The sequence below is a fragment of the Streptomyces sp. NPDC027962 genome (assembly GCF_055566095.1).
Window position 1 is genome coordinate 12,373 of record NZ_JBVHTA010000050.1, and the last position, 14,569, is coordinate 26,941.

Here is a 14,569-nt window from a genome sequence, read left to right on the forward strand (position 1 = left end):
ATGACCACGAGGGACATCGACGAGACCGTGCGCGCCGAGCTGAACCGTCTGCGCGAGAGCATCGACAACATCGACGCTGCCGTCGTCCACATGCTCGCAGAACGCTTCAAGTGCACCCAGCAGGTCGGCCACCTCAAGGCCGAGCACCAGCTGCCGCCCGCCGACCCGGCGCGCGAGGCCCGCCAGATCGAGCGGCTCCGGCACCTCGCGGAGAGCGCGAAACTCGACCCGGCGTTCGCGGAGAAACTGCTCAACTTCATCATCGCCGAGGTGATCCGCCACCACGAGCAGATCGCCGACCAGCCCGAGCAGCCCGACCAGCCGGACCGACCCGCCTGACTCCACCAGCCGGACCGGCCCGCCTGACCCGACCGGCCCGGCCGCCCCGCCTGCCCAGTACGCCGGTGACCCCTGCCCGCCCGACCTGTGCGCCCGTACCCCCGGGTGTGCGCTGACAGCGGAACGCCCACCCCGTGTGCCGACGCGGGCCCATCAGGCAGCATGGGCCCATGTCCGTACTGACGCGCGACGAAGCGCAGACCCGAGCCCGGCAACTCGACGTACACCGGTACACGATCGACCTCGATCTCACCACCGGCGACGACACCTTCGACTCCCGCACCGTCATCCACTTCACCGCCATCGCGGCCGGGGACACCTTCGTCGAGTTCAAGCCCGCCGAACTCCGCTCGATCACGCTCGACGGACACCCGCTCGACCCCGCCTCCCTCACGGAGAACCGGCTCCCCCTCACCGGCCTCACCGCCGGTGAACACGAACTCCGTGTCGACGGCCGGATGCGCTACTCGCACACCGGCGAAGGCATGCACCGCTTCACCGATCCGAGCGACGGCGAGACGTACGTCTACACCCAGCTGTTCATGGACGACGTGCAGCGCGTCTTCGCCGCGTTCGACCAGCCCGACCTCAAGGCCGTCTTCGAACTGTCCGTCACCGCTCCCCGAGGCTGGACCGTCCTCGGCAACGGCATCGCCACCGACCAGGGCGCGGGCCGCTGGACCTGTGCGCCCACCCCGCTGCTCTCCACCTACCTCGTCGCCGTCGCCGCCGGCCCCTGGCACTCCGTACGCACCGAACACGCCGGACTGCCCTTCGGTCTCCACTGCCGCCGCTCGCTCGCCCCCTACCTCGACGCCGACGCCGACGAACTCCTCGACGTCACCCGGCAGTGCTACGACCGCTACCACGAGAAGTTCGAGGAGCCGTACCCCTTCGACTCCTACGACCAGGCCTTCGTCCCCGAATTCAACGCGGGCGCCATGGAGAACCCGGGCCTCGTCACCTTCCGCGACGAATTCATCTACCGCTCCGCCGTCACCGACACCCAGCGCCAGACCCGCGCCATGGTCATCGCCCACGAGATGGCCCACATGTGGTTCGGCGACCTCGTGACTCTCAAGTGGTGGGACGACATCTGGCTCAACGAGTCCTTCGCCGAGTACATGGGCTACCAGACCCTGACCGAGGCCACCCGCTTCACCGACACCTGGGTCGACTTCGCCATCGCCCGCAAGTCCTGGGGCTACGACGCCGACCAGCGCCCCTCCACCCACCCCGTCGCCCCCGACCCCGACGCCGTGCCCGACACCGCGTCCGCCATGCTCAACTTCGACGGCATCTCCTACGCCAAGGGCGCCTCAGCGCTGCGCCAGCTCGTCACCTGGGTCGGGGAGAAGGACTTCCTCGCCGGCATCAACAACCATTTCGCCCGGCACAAGTTCGCCAACGCGACCCTCGCCGACTTCATCGACTCGCTCGCCGACGCCACCGACCGGGACGTGCACGCCTGGGCCGGGTCATGGCTGCGCACCAGCGGCGTCGACACCCTCACCCCGACCGTCACCGACACGGCGGCCGGCTGGACACTCACCGTCGAACGCGACGGCAGCCGCCCGCACCGCATCGCCGTCGGCGCGTTCGACCCCGACCCCATCGACCCCGGGCACTTCGTCCTGCGCGACCGGCTCGAGATCGACGTACCCCGGACCGAGGAGGCGACGCCGCGCCCCGGCCGGCGCCCCGCCCTCGTCGTCCTCAACCACGGCGACAACAGCTACGCCAAGGTCCGCCTCGACGACACCTCCTGGGCCGCCGTCCTCGCCTCGCTGTCCGGCATCCCCGACGCGCTCACCCGCGCCGTCGTGTGGAACGCCGCACGTGACATGGTCCGCGACGGCGAAGTCGCCCCCTCCGTCTACCTCGAGGCCGCCCGCGACCACCTGCCGCGCGAGAGCGACCTCGCCGTCGTCCAAGGCGTCCTTGCCTTCGCCGCCGGCCCGATCGCCGACTGCTACCTCCCGGCCGGCCGGCGCCCCGCCGCGCTCGCCACCCTCACGCACATCAGCCGCGACCTGCTGCGCCGCACCGAGGACGGCAGCGACCCCGGCCTGCGCCTGACCGCCGTACGCCACTACATCGATGCGGCCACCCAGCCGGAGCCGATCCAGGAATGGCTCAGCGACGGCAGTGTTCCCGGCGGCCCCGAGCTCGACCCCGAGCTGCGCTGGCGCGTCCTGAAGCGCCTCGCCGTCCTCGGCGCGGTCGACGAAGCGGCCATCGCGGCGGAGCTGGAAGGCGACCCGAGCGCTACCGGCCAGGAAGGCGCGGCCCGCTGCCGCGCCGCCCTCCCCACGCCCGAGGCGAAGGCCGCGGCCTGGGCCAGGCTCTTCACCGGCGACGAGCTGTCGAACTACCTGTTCGCCGCGACGGCGCAGGGCTTCTGGCAGCCCGAACAGGCCGACCTCGTACGGGAGTACGTGCCCCGCTTCTACCCGGACGCCGTCGCGCTCGCGGCCCGCCGCGGGCCCGCGATCGCGGAAGCGTGCGGCCGGTACGCCTTCCCCGTCCACGCGGTGGACGCGGAAGCGCTGCGCCTCGGCGAGGCCTGCCTGCCCGAGCCGGACATGCTCCCGGCCCTCCGCCGCAAACTGGCCGACCAGCTCGACGACTTGCGCAGGGCCCTCAGGGTCCGGGCCGCGCAATCCTGACGGGGGCGCGGCGCGCCGGTCTTGTCGGGACCGCACCCCGAGCCCCGCGCGTCAGTCGCCGGCGGGGCTGAGGTTGGCCGCTCTGCCGGGACTCGTCCCAGGGGCCCGTGTGCGGGCGCGGCGTGCCGGGGGAGCGCACGGGCCTTGGCGGGCCGCAGCCCGAGCCCCGCGCGTCAGTCGCCGGCGGGGCTGGATTGCGCGGAGTGAAATCAGCCCGTCTGGGGGCACTCCACCCACGCCTGGCGGCGTGGGAGGTGCCCCCACCCACGGCCGTCAGGCCGTAGGGAGATCGACGACACCGCGCGAAGCGCGGTATCGGGTCCGGGCGGAGCCCGGTTTCGGGGAAGGGGCGGGGGAGGGGAACGGCCCCGCGCAGCGGCGCGCCGTGCGGTGCGGTGGGCGGCTACGGGATGGCAGGGGGGACGCACTCGGCGGCGGACGTGCGCGCGTGACGCCCCACCGTTTTTCATGGCGGCGACAACGACACCGGGGCCTCGTCGAGGGAGCCCGCCACTTCTCCGGGAGACTGGAGCACGTCACGTCCAATCCTGCGGTGTACGTCGAACTCCCAAGAGCGCAGCATGCGTTCGACCTCGGGAGGAACTGAGCAGCCTATCGTTGCAGTCATGACATTCCAGCCTTCGACGGAACCCGCCGTCTTCCACGCGGCGCTCCGCGATCAGTTCGAGGCGTTCCTCGACGAGCACCGATCCGCGCTGCACGACAGTCTGGACGGGCTGACCGAAGAACAAGCACGCCGGTCGCTGGTCACGTCCAAGACCACGCTGCTCGGCCTGGTCAAGCACGCCACGTTCGTCGAGAAGGTCTGGTTCGACGAGGCAATCACCTGCCGGTCCCGTACCGAGATCGGCATTCCCGACTCGCCCGACGAGTCGTTCGATCTCCACGACGGCGACACGATCGCCTCGGTCCGGCGCGCCCACCAGCAGGCTTGTGCGGCGTCCCGCCAGGCCACGGCGGAGCTGACGCTGGACGACCTTGTCCAGGGCAACCGCCGGGGCCCGCTGCCGCTGCGTTGGGTCTACCTCCACACGCTGCGTGAACTGGCCCAGCACTGCGGCCACGCGGACATCCTTCGCGAGCAGATCGTCAGCGGCACGACAGGCGGCTGAAGCAGGGTGCGGCCTGTCTGTGCCGGCGGCCGTTCCTGCCCAGACCATGCCTCGGTGGACCACGGCCGCCTGGGACACCCGCCATTCTGATGACCCGGTCACCTCGTGCGACCTCACGGCCTGCGGCAACCGCGGTACGGGGTCCGGGGCTTGCCCGGTATCGGAAAAGGGGCAGGGAGGGGAACGGCCCCGCGCAGCGGTCCGCCCCATAGCAGCCCGAGCCCACCCGCCGCCGCCCACCTCCACCCCAATACCACTTTCGGGTTCTGATCGTTGAGATCTGCGGGCACCCCACCGGCCCCCTCGCCACCGTGGAGTGACACCCCCCGCGTCTCGCCGAAGGACCGCCCATGCCGCACACCCCGCCCCTCGCGGGAGGAACCACCGGCCCCGACGCGCTGCGCCCCCTGCTCGCCGTTGTGCTCGACGCGCTCGCAGAGGGGGCGACGGCGCGGGGTGGGCCCGTGCCGGTCGGGGGGCCCGAAGCGGTCGACGCACGGGTGCGGCAGGCAGTCGGCAACGTACTGCCCGAGGACGGCGACGGCGCGGAGACCGCCCTGCGCACCCTCGTCGGTGCCGTCGCCCACGGCGCCGCCGACCCCGCCGACCCGCTGTGCGCGGCCCACCTCCACACCCCGCCGCTCGCGCTCGCGGTCGCCGCCGATCTCGCGGCCTCCGCGCTCAATCCGTCCATGGACTCCTGGGACCAGGCCCCCGCCGCCTCCGCACTGGAAGCGCAGGTCACGCGCGCACTGGCCGCTGACATCTACCCCAGGGAAGCCGACCCCGACGCCCTCGTCAGCACCGGCGGCACCGAGTCCAACCAGCTCGCCCTGCTGCTGGCCCGCGAGCGGTACGGGCCGGCGCTCCAAGTGGTCTGCGGCGACACCGCCCATCACTCGGTGCGCCGTGCCGCCTGGCTCCTCGGCCTGCCCGAGCCGGTCACGGTCCGCGGCCCCGCTTCCCTCGACGGCACACTCACCGCACTCGCCGGCCGTCCGCTCCTCGTCGTCGCCACCGCCGGCACCACCGACACCGGCCGTATCGACCCGCTTCCCGCGATCGCCGACCTCGCGGACCGCCACCGCGCCGAACTGCACGTCGACGCCTCCTACGGCGGTCCGCTCCTGTTCAGCGCCGACAGGCGACACCTCCTCGCAGGCCTCAACCGGGCCCACTCCGTCACGCTCGACCTGCACAAGCTGGGCTGGCAGCCGGCCGCGGCCGGGCTGCTCGCCGTGCCCGACGCGGCACGTCTCGCGCCCCTGGCCCACACCACCGAGTACCTCAACGCCTGCGACGACACCGACGCAGGACTGCCCGACCTCCTCGGGCGTTCCCTGCGCACCACCCGGCGCCCCGACATCCTCAAGATCGCCGTCACCCTCAGGGCCCTCGGACGCACCGGACTCGGCGCCCTCGTCGACCGCACCTGCACCGCCGCCGACGACCTCGCCGATCTTGTCGACAAGGATCCCCGGCTCGAGCTGTACGAGCGGCCCACGCTCTCCACCGTGCTGTTCCGGCCGGTCGGCGCCACCGACGAGGAAGTCGCCGAAATCCGGCGCACCCTGCTCACCCGGGGCCGCGCCGTCCTCGGCCGCGCCCGCGCCGACGGCCGGCTCTGGCTCAAGGCAACCCTGCTCAACCCGCACATCACCCCTGACGCCCTCGAAGCCCTGACCGAACTCGTGGAAGGCAGCACGCCCCGATGACCGGCACGCCATCGACCGAACAGCTCGACCAGCCGCACGATCTCGTGGGCGTCGGCATCGGCCCGTTCAACCTGTCCCTCGCGGCCCTCGCCCACGGTGTCCCCGGCGGGCTGGCTGCCACCTTCTTCGAGCAGCAGCCGGTCTTCCGCTGGCACCCCGGTCTCCTCATCGAAGGCTCCACGCTCCAGGTGCCGTTCCTCGCCGATCTCGTCACCCTCGCCGACCCCGCGAGCCCGTGGTCGTTCCTGAGCTATCTGCGCTCCCGCGACCGGCTGTTCCCGTTCTACTTCGCGGAGCGTTTCCACATCCAGCGGGCCGAGTACGACGCCTACTGCCGCTGGGTGGGCGACAACCTGCCCGGCCTCCACTTCGGCCACCAGGTGGACGCCGTCCGCTGGAGCGTGGAACGCGACCTGTTCGAGGTCGACTTCACCCGGCTCGACGCAGACGGCGAGGCGGAGGCTCTCGGCCGCGCCTACACCCGCAGCATCGCACTCGGCGTCGGCACCGAGCCGTACGTCCCCGAGCCGCTCCGTCCGCTCGTCGAGGCGCCCGCCGTGCCCGTCATCCACTCCGCCAACTACCTCGAGCACCGTGAACGGCTGCTGGCCGCCGAGCATGTCACGGTCATCGGCTCGGGGCAGTCCGGTGCCGAGGTCTTCCTCGACCTGCTGCGCGCCCGGCCGGCGGGAGTGGAGAAGCTCCACTGGCTCGCCCGGACGGATGCCTTCGCACCCATGGAGTACTCCAAGCTAGGCCTGGAGCACTTCACGCCCGACTACACCCGCTACTTCCACAACCTGCCGGAGAAGGTCCGCGACGACCTCGTGCCCCGCCAGTGGCAGCTCCACAAGGGCATCGACGCCGACACCATCGCCGCCATCCACGACGAGCTCTACCGCCGCAGCATGCACGGCGGCTGGCCCGACGCCGTCCTCACACCCGGCGTCACCGTCCGCACCGCCGGCCGGGTCGCCACCACCAAGGTCGAGCTGCACCTCGAGCACACCCAGCAGGCCACCCGCTCCCGGCTCACCACCGACGCCGTCGTCCTCGCCACCGGCTACCGCGAGCGGCCGCTCGACGGGCTCCTCGCCGGTCTCGACCCGTACATGAGCCGTGACTCGGCCGGACGTCCCCTCGTCGACGGCGAGTTCCGGCTGAAGCTCGGCCCGGCCGTGACCGGAGCCCTCTATGTGCAGAACGCCGAACGGCACACCCACGGCGTCGGCGCGCCCGATCTGGGCCTCGCCGCCTGGCGCAGCGCCGGCATCCTCAACTCCCTCACCGGCAAGGAGCCCTACCCGCTGCCCCGCCGCACCGCGTTCACCAGCTTCGGTCTGGAACGACGCGAGGCGCCCGGCATTCCCGGCCAGGCGTCCGCGCTCACCCCCCTGGAGTGCTGATGGCGTGCTGATCCTTCCGGCTAGAAGACGGGCACGCCGTCGCGCGTCAGCTTCCAGCCCACCGACGCGAACTCCGCCGGGTCGACCGTGCCCTTCGCCTGCACCCACCCGATGATCGTGTTCCGGATCTCCTCCGAGTTCGCCCACAGCTGCTGGGCCGCGGCGACATGCGGGAAGTTGCCGCCGCCGCTCGCCCGGTAGTTGTTGACCGCGAGCACGAACCGCGCCGCCGGGTCGATCGGCGCGCCCTCGAACGACAGGTTCACGATCCGCGATCCGGCCGCCTGCGCGATGTCGATGTCGTACGTCAGGCCGTGGACCGCGTCGTAGTTGTAGTCCGGCGTACCGTCGGCGTTCGTCAGCTTCGACGTGTCGACGGGGGCACCGGACGGTGTCCGCACGTAGTACCGCGCGGAGAACTCCAGGTACTCCCTGAGCTGAGCACCCGTCATCAGCCGTGCCTCGAGGGTGTTCTCGAACGGGTAGAGACCCGCTGCGTCCTTGATCGTCACCTCGCCGGCCGGAATCGACGCCGTACGGGAGAAGCATGACGCCTGCGACAGCACCGGCAGTGCCGCGTGGTCACCGCCGGCCAGCGCCGCCTTCACAGTCTCCGCCTGGACGTGGTTGATCAGATCGATGATCGGCTCGTCCTTCCACGGCGCGTCGGCCGTCGACATGGCGGCGGTCGAGGTGCCGATGACCTGGTTCACATAGGCGACGACCTTCTTGTGCTCGTCGCCCAGCAGCCGGGTGACACGCGGGTCCTCCACGACCGTGTTGGAGTTCAGGACCTGCGCGCCGACCTTCTCGACCGTCCAGCACCCCTTGTCCCACACCAGGTCGAAGTCGAACAGCGTCAGCCGCTGACCCCACTTCAGCGGCTCGGAGAGCACCACCTGCCTGCCGGTCTCCTTGTTGGTGACGAAGTGCTCCGGGATCTCGGTGTGCGCATGGCCCACCAGGATCGCGTCGATACCGGGCACCTGCTCCGCGACCAGACCCGCCGCGTTCTCGACGTAGGGGAGCTGGTCACCGTACGAGGAGGTGCCGCTGGAGCCCGAGTGCGCCGAGACGATCACCACGTCCGCACCCATCGAACGAAGCTTCGGCACCCACTTCGCCGCCTGCTCCTCCAGGCCCGGAAACACCATCTTCCCGCTGACGTTCTGCTTGTCCCAGATGGCGATCCCCGGGTTCGTCAGACCGAGGACCGCGACCAACACATCGCGGCCGTGCGGGGTGCACAGCCGGTGCATGCTGTACGGCGCGAAGGCCGGGCGCAGCGTCTTCGCGTCCAGCGCGTTCGCGCCCAGCAGCGGGAAACGGCACTGCTCCTCGAACTTCCGCAGCACCGGGATGCCGTAGTTGAACTCATGGTTGCCGAGCGCCGCGGCGTCATAACCGATGGCGTTCATCGCCTGCGCCATCGGATGCACCGGGCCGCGCTCCGCGGTGATCGGGTCGACCTTGGCGTAGTAGTACGACAACTGGGTGCCCTGGATGGTGTCACCGGCGTCTATCAGCAGCGTGTTGCGCCGGCCCTTCTCCTCCCGGACCTGGTTCACCAGGGTGGAGATCTTCGCCAGGCCCACGTCGTTGTGCGCCTTGTCGTCGAACTCCTTGTCCGTGAAGTAGTCCCAGTTGAAGACGTTTCCGTGCAGGTCGGTCGTGCCCAGCACGGTGAACGAGTACCGCTTCCGCGGACGTCCACGGCCCGGGCGGCCCTCGCCCCGGCTTGCGGCCGCCGCGGGAACGGCGGCACTCCCGGCGACGGCCGCTCCGGCCCCGGCGGCGGCCGAACGCCCAAGGAACGTCCTGCGGTTGAGCGGCATCTCTTCTCCCTCGGTCAAGGTGCACACCGGCGCGCCCCGGTGCACAACGCGCGTAGATTCTGGCCCAGGAGCACCACCCCGCAACACCCCCCACGGGTTTCGATCCGATGACCAGCCGTTGTCGTACCCGGATGGGAGAGTGTCACCAAGAGGGCCGCTCCGACCCGGACCCGCCGGAGAGGCCCGAGCCGCCGCGACAGGGAGAACAGCCGTGACGACAGACGAACCCATGCCCGCCACGCCGTACGGCACCCCCCAGGCGCCCCGCGTCGCCGTGCGTGGCGAGGCCCGCCTCGAGTTCGACCCCGAGATCGCCCGCATCGGCATCACCGTCAGCGCCCGCGGCACCGACCGGCGCAGCGCGCTCGAAGACCTCACCCGGCGAAACGGCGCGGTGATCGAGCTCGTGAAGGCCTACGGCGACGCCGTCGAGAAGCTGGAGACCGGCGCGTTGTCCATCAGCCCCGAGCTCGGCCGGCACGGCAGGGGCGAGCGCGTCAGGGCCTACCACGGCCGCGTCCACATCACCGCCGTACTGAACGACTTCACCGCTCTCGGCGAAGTCACCACCCGCCTCGCCGACCTCGAACTCACCCGCGTAGACGGCCCCTGGTGGTCCCTGCGCCCCGACTCGCCCGCCCATGGCGAAGCCCGGCGCCAAGCGGTCCGTGAAGCGGTGCAGCGCGCCCGGGAGTACGCGGAGGCCATCGGCGGCCGGCTCGCCGCCCTGGTCGAACTGGCCGACCTCGGCGCGGAGAGCGCGGCTCCCTACGGCGGGCCCGCGGCGCCCGGCGGGATGAGGACGGCCGCGTTCGCCGGAGCGGCCCAGACGGAGGCCGCCCCCGCCCTCGACCTCGAACCACAGCGCCAGACGGTCTACGCCCAGGTGAATGCGCGCTTCACCATGACACCGCCGCAGCTGTGACCGTGCGCGGCCAAATGCTCATCAGAGCACGCCCGCGCACAATTCAACACTTGTCAAGAGTCCGTCATGCAAAGGTTGTTGAGTAGTCATGCAAGGCCAATTCTCTACCGGTGGGTAAGCTTTAGGCTCGAATCATGCGCCGAGCAAAGATCGTCTGTACTCTGGGCCCCGCCACCGACACATACGACCAGATCAAGGCACTGGTCGAAGCCGGAATGGACATCGCCCGCTTCAACCTCAGCCACGGCACCTACGCCGATCACGAGGAGCGTTACCAGCACGTACGCAAGGCCTCCGACGAGACGGGCCGCAGCGTGGGCATCCTCGCCGACCTTCAAGGCCCGAAGATCCGCCTCGGCCGGTTCCGCGAAGGACCCGTACTGCTTGAACGCGGCGACACCTTCACCATCACCGCCGAGGACGTCGACGGCGACCGGCACACCTGCGGCACCACCTATCAGGGACTGGCGTCCGACGTCACCCGCGGCGAGCGCATCCTCGTGGACGACGGCAAGGTCGCCCTGGAGGTCACCGAGATCGACGGCCGCCGCGTCCACACCAAGGTCGTCGAAGGCGGCATGGTCTCCGACCACAAGGGACTCAACCTCCCCGGCGTCGCCGTCTCCGTCCCGGCCCTCTCCGAAAAGGACATCGAAGACCTCCGCTGGGCCCTCGGCATCGGCGCCGACATCATCGCCCTCTCCTTCGTGCGAGGCGGCCGTGACATCGAAGACGTCCACCGTGTCATGGACGAGGAAGGCCGCCGTCTCCCCGTCATCGCCAAGGTCGAAAAGCCGCAGGCGGTCGAGAACATCGACGGCATCGTCGCCGCATTCGACGGAATCATGGTCGCGCGCGGCGACCTCGGCGTCGAAATGCCCCTCGAGCAGGTGCCGATCGTCCAAAAGCGCGCGATCAAACTCGCCAAGCGCAATGCCAAGCCGGTCATCGTCGCCACCCAGATGCTCGACTCGATGATCGACAACAGCCGCCCCACCCGCGCCGAGGCCTCCGACGTCGCCAACGCCGTCCTCGACGGCACCGACGCCGTGATGCTCTCCGGCGAGACCAGCGTGGGCAAATACCCCGTCGAGACCGTCCGCACAATGGCCCGTATCGTCATCGCGGCAGAGGAGGACGTCCTCGCCAAGGGGCTGCCCCCGCTGACCGAACGCAACAAGCCCCGCACCCAGGGCGGCGCCGTGGCCCGCGCCGCCGCGGAGATCGGGGACTTCCTCGGCGCGAAGTCCCTCGTCGCCTTCACCCAGTCCGGCGACACCGTCAAGCGCCTGTCCCGCTACCGCTCCCCGATCCCTCTCCTGGCCTTCACCCCCGACCCGGCCACGCGCTCCCAGCTCAACCTCACCTGGGGCGTCGAAACGTTCCTCGGTCCCCACGTGGAGTCCACCGACGCGATGGTGGCCCAGGTCGACGAGGAACTGCTGCGCATCGGCCGCTGCGAGAGGGGCGACATCGTGGTGATCACCGCAGGCTCCCCACCGGGCGTCCCGGGCTCGACCAACCTCGTCCGCGTCCACCGCATCGGCGAGAGCCTGAAGTAGCGGGTGCCGTTCAGTGCTTTGGCCTGACGTGCGCGTCCATGAGAGCGACGGACGCGCGTCGGGCGACGGAGACGTTGGCGCCGCCGCGCGGACGTGCGGTGCTCGTCCGAGCCGCAACGATGTGGCCGTCGCCGATAGAGGCCGAGCAGACAGCTGTAGGCCGTCGGGTCCTCGGGGAGGCCTGGGATGTCACGGCACCGGGTATCTGCTGAGCGGCTCAAGTCGTGATCGCCAAGAGCGTGTCGCTGCTCGGGAGACGCCGGTTTCCCGACTGACGGAGTTCAGACCGCGCCCTTGGGCGACAAGGGCCAACACCCGTGCGCGTGTCGATGTCGTACACGCTCTCGACTTTGCGCCTCTGCCCGGCAGACATGGGCGATTTGGTCGCCAGTTCACTGTCGGGAGTGAAGATCACCCAACGAATGGCGACCTTCAATTTCGAAGGTAAGTGCCCCGGGTGGGATTCGAACCCACACTGAATACCTTTTGAGGGTATCGTCTCTGCCGATTGGACTACCGGAGCTCCTGCAATCCGAAGGCCAGTGTAGCCCCTCGGTGCCTCAAAGATACAGGAGCTGGGTAGGCTCTGGGGAGCAGTACCTGACCCGCCCAGAGGAGCCCCGTGACCGCCCCCGAGTCGCCCCAGCCCATCTCCGACGACGACGACAAGTCGCACGTTCCGCCGCTGACGACCCGTGTCGTCATCGCCGAGGACGAGGCGCTCATCCGGCTCGACCTCAAAGAGATGCTCGAGGAAGAGGGCTACTCGGTCGTCGGCGAAGCGGGGGACGGGCAGCGGGCCGTCGAGCTCGCTCGGGAGCACCGGCCGGACCTGGTGATCCTGGACGTGAAGATGCCCGTCCTCGACGGGATCTCCGCGGCCGAGAAGATCGCGGAGGAGTCCATCGCGCCGGTCCTGATGCTGACGGCCTTCTCGCAGCGCGATCTCGTCGAGCGGGCGCGGGACGCCGGGGCGATGGCGTATCTGGTGAAGCCGTTCAGCAAGAGCGACGTCGTGCCGGCGATCGAGATGGCGGTGTCCCGGTTCACCGAGCTGAAGGCGCTGGAGCAGGAGGTCGCGGACCTCTCACAGCGGCTGGAGACGCGCAAGCTGGTGGATCGTGCGAAGAGCATCCTGCAGACGCAGTACGGGCTGACGGAGCCCGCGGCGTTCCGGTGGATCCAGAAGACGTCGATGGACCGGCGGCTGTCGATGCAGCAGGTTGCGGAGGCGGTCATCGAGGACGCCGAGGAGAAGAAGGCCGCGAAGGGGCAGTAGCGGCGCGAGGAGTCGGGCGGGGCTCTCGGTCACATGGGTGACCGGGGGCCTGTGTCGTTCCTGGGGATGTTGTGAAGGACGTTTTCGATTCGGCCGCGCGGTGGGACGTGGCGCGCTACCGTGACGCGTTCCGGTTGAAGGGGGCTGCACGGTGAGACGGCGGGAGCGTTCGGGGTGTGTGGGCCGGGTCGTGCGGGGTCAGGTTGCGGCCGGTTCGTGCGGGTGGTCATGGCCGGATAGCGCCTGTTCAGGGCCGCTGTGGGTGGGCCTGGGGCCGAGGTCGTGAAGATCGCTCAGGGGTATGTCGGGAACTTCTGGATCACTGCTCAGTTGTCCGGTCGCCGGTAAGGAGTGTTCTGTTTCCGGCGCATGACTCAGGTCACAGGGCGATCACACATCGCTCGGTCACCTATCCGTGTGCCCGAACGCGCGATTACATTCCCCGCACACCGCACCGATTGGCGGTGTCCTGCGAGGAAAGGCCAACTTTTCCCGCAGACAGGATCGTTCGGGCGGCTCCAAGGGGTTCGTAGTGCTGAACAAGAACATCGTCAGGCTCGCCATTCCGCTGGCAGTGGGCGCTCTTGCGCTCACGGGCTGCGCGACTGACTCCGGCAGTGGCGGCGACACGCTGAAGATCGCCTTCCAGGGCCCGCTCTCCGGTGACAACGTCGCGCTGGGCCAGAACATGGAGCGCGGCGTCCAGCTCGCGATCGAGCAGGCGAACGCCAAGGGTGACCTCGGTGTCGAGATCGAGTACGTCCCGGTCGACGACCAGGGTCTGCCGGAGAAGGCGACGGCCGCGGCGCAGAAGGCGATCGACGACCCGGATGTCATCGCGCTGGTGGGTCCGGCGTTCTCCGGTCCGACGAACTCGGCGGCTCCGCTGCTGGGTGACGCGGGTCTGACCGCCATCTCTCCGTCGGCGACCAACCCGGGTCTGACCGAGCAGGGCTTCAAGACGTTCCTGCGTGGTGTGCCGAATGACAGCGCCCAGGGCGCCGGCATGGCGGACTACTACGCGAAGAAGCTGAAGGCCAAGAAGGTCTACCTGGTCGACGACAAGTCGGACTACGGCGTGGGCCTGGCCAAGGTCGCGAACGAGAAGCTCACGGCGGCCGGTGTCGAGGTCGTCAAGAAGTCCGTTCCCGCGAAGACCCCGGACTACAGCGCCACCGCGAAGGATGTCGTCAACTCCAAGGCCGACGCGCTGGTCTACGCCGGTTACTACCAGGACGCGGCTCCGTTCGCGAAGAAGCTGGCCGAGGCCGGTTACAAGGGCGCCGCGATCTCCGGTGACGGCACGAACGACATGAAGTTCGTGGAGCTCGCCGGCAAGGCGTCGGAGAACTGGTTCCTCACCTGCCCGTGCACGGACGCCACGGTCGAGGCGAGCACCAAGCAGTTCACCGCGGACTACAAGAAGAAGTTCAATGTCGACCCGGGTACGTACTCGGCCGAGGCGTACGACCTGACGAACTACGTCCTCCAGGAGCTGAAGAAGCTGGGTGACAAGGCGGACCGCGCGAGCATGTACGACGCGCTTGCCAAGGGTTCGTACAAGGGTCTGACGAAGGAGTTCTCCTTCGACGACAAGGGTGAGCTGAAGGTCTCGAGTATCTACCTGTACCAGGTCAAGAGCGGCAAGATCGCGTACCAGGGCTCCATCGAAGAGCTGTCCGGCAGCTGATCTCCGGGTGCGGGCC

10 protein-coding genes and 1 tRNA gene are annotated in these 14,569 nt (G+C 69.7%); 9 read left to right on the plus strand and 2 right to left on the minus strand.

Features of this window, described 5'->3' with window-relative positions:
• The 5 genes from ACZ4SA_RS32085 to ACZ4SA_RS32105 all read left to right on the plus strand — a co-directional run bounded on the left by ACZ4SA_RS32085 (position 1) and on the right by ACZ4SA_RS32105 (position 7,262).
• Complete coding sequence (locus tag ACZ4SA_RS32085) at positions 1-339, plus strand: chorismate mutase (RefSeq protein ID WP_468281426.1); 339 nt, start codon at positions 1-3, stop codon at positions 337-339.
• Positions 340-509: 170 nt separating this feature from the next.
• Positions 510-3,008: an aminopeptidase N gene (gene pepN, locus ACZ4SA_RS32090; RefSeq protein WP_468281427.1), complete on the plus strand. Its 2,499-nt coding sequence runs from the start codon at positions 510-512 to the stop codon at positions 3,006-3,008.
• 626 nt (positions 3,009-3,634) lie between these two features.
• On the plus strand, positions 3,635-4,141 hold the full coding sequence (locus ACZ4SA_RS32095; protein ID WP_468281428.1) for a DinB family protein: 507 nt from the start codon (positions 3,635-3,637) through the stop codon (positions 4,139-4,141).
• A 350-nt stretch (positions 4,142-4,491) separates the two neighbouring features.
• Positions 4,492-5,856, plus strand: coding sequence for a pyridoxal phosphate-dependent decarboxylase family protein (locus tag ACZ4SA_RS32100; RefSeq protein WP_468281429.1), 1,365 nt, complete (start codon positions 4,492-4,494; stop codon positions 5,854-5,856).
• On the plus strand, positions 5,853-7,262 hold the full coding sequence (locus tag ACZ4SA_RS32105; protein ID WP_468281430.1) for a lysine N(6)-hydroxylase/L-ornithine N(5)-oxygenase family protein: 1,410 nt from the start codon (positions 5,853-5,855) through the stop codon (positions 7,260-7,262). Before ACZ4SA_RS32100 ends, ACZ4SA_RS32105 begins: the two co-directional genes overlap by 4 nt.
• A 20-nt stretch (positions 7,263-7,282) precedes the next feature.
• Here ACZ4SA_RS32105 and ACZ4SA_RS32110 read toward each other — a convergent pair whose 3' ends face one another.
• Positions 7,283-9,097 (minus strand): bifunctional metallophosphatase/5'-nucleotidase, encoded by a 1,815-nt coding sequence (locus ACZ4SA_RS32110; RefSeq protein ID WP_468281456.1) that lies wholly within the window; start codon positions 9,095-9,097, stop codon positions 7,283-7,285.
• Between the two features lie 229 nt (positions 9,098-9,326).
• Between ACZ4SA_RS32110 and ACZ4SA_RS32115 the strand changes: the two genes are divergently transcribed.
• Together ACZ4SA_RS32115 and pyk are read left to right on the plus strand one after the other, a co-directional pair.
• Positions 9,327-10,022 (plus strand): SIMPL domain-containing protein, encoded by a 696-nt coding sequence (locus ACZ4SA_RS32115; RefSeq protein WP_468281457.1) that lies wholly within the window; start codon positions 9,327-9,329, stop codon positions 10,020-10,022.
• Between the two features lie 134 nt (positions 10,023-10,156).
• A complete protein-coding gene (gene pyk / locus ACZ4SA_RS32120; RefSeq protein ID WP_468281431.1) occupies positions 10,157-11,584 on the plus strand; it encodes a pyruvate kinase in 1,428 nt (475 codons plus the stop codon).
• A gap of 449 nt (positions 11,585-12,033) precedes the next feature.
• On the opposite strand, the gene ACZ4SA_RS32125 is transcribed toward pyk, so the two are convergent.
• Positions 12,034-12,107, minus strand: a tRNA-Leu gene (locus ACZ4SA_RS32125).
• Positions 12,108-12,206: 99 nt separating this feature from the next.
• On the opposite strand from ACZ4SA_RS32125, the gene ACZ4SA_RS32130 reads away from it, so the two are divergent.
• Complete coding sequence (locus ACZ4SA_RS32130) at positions 12,207-12,863, plus strand: ANTAR domain-containing response regulator (RefSeq protein ID WP_403862995.1); 657 nt, start codon at positions 12,207-12,209, stop codon at positions 12,861-12,863.
• Between the two features lie 532 nt (positions 12,864-13,395).
• Positions 13,396-14,553 (plus strand): branched-chain amino acid ABC transporter substrate-binding protein, encoded by a 1,158-nt coding sequence (locus tag ACZ4SA_RS32135; RefSeq protein WP_468281432.1) that lies wholly within the window; start codon positions 13,396-13,398, stop codon positions 14,551-14,553.
• Positions 14,554-14,569: the final 16 nt, after the last annotated feature.

Coding starts and splice junctions, on each gene's coding strand:
- ACZ4SA_RS32085 (WP_468281426.1), top strand. CDS start 1: ATGACCACGAGGGACATCGACGAGACCGTGCGCGCCGAGCTGAACCGT.
- pepN (WP_468281427.1), top strand. CDS start 510: ATGTCCGTACTGACGCGCGACGAAGCGCAGACCCGAGCCCGGCAACTC.
- ACZ4SA_RS32095 (WP_468281428.1), top strand. CDS start 3,635: ATGACATTCCAGCCTTCGACGGAACCCGCCGTCTTCCACGCGGCGCTC.
- ACZ4SA_RS32100 (WP_468281429.1), top strand. CDS start 4,492: ATGCCGCACACCCCGCCCCTCGCGGGAGGAACCACCGGCCCCGACGCG.
- ACZ4SA_RS32105 (WP_468281430.1), top strand. CDS start 5,853: ATGACCGGCACGCCATCGACCGAACAGCTCGACCAGCCGCACGATCTC.
- ACZ4SA_RS32110 (WP_468281456.1), bottom strand. CDS start 9,097: ATGCCGCTCAACCGCAGGACGTTCCTTGGGCGTTCGGCCGCCGCCGGG.
- ACZ4SA_RS32115 (WP_468281457.1), top strand. CDS start 9,327: ATGCCCGCCACGCCGTACGGCACCCCCCAGGCGCCCCGCGTCGCCGTG.
- pyk (WP_468281431.1), top strand. CDS start 10,157: ATGCGCCGAGCAAAGATCGTCTGTACTCTGGGCCCCGCCACCGACACA.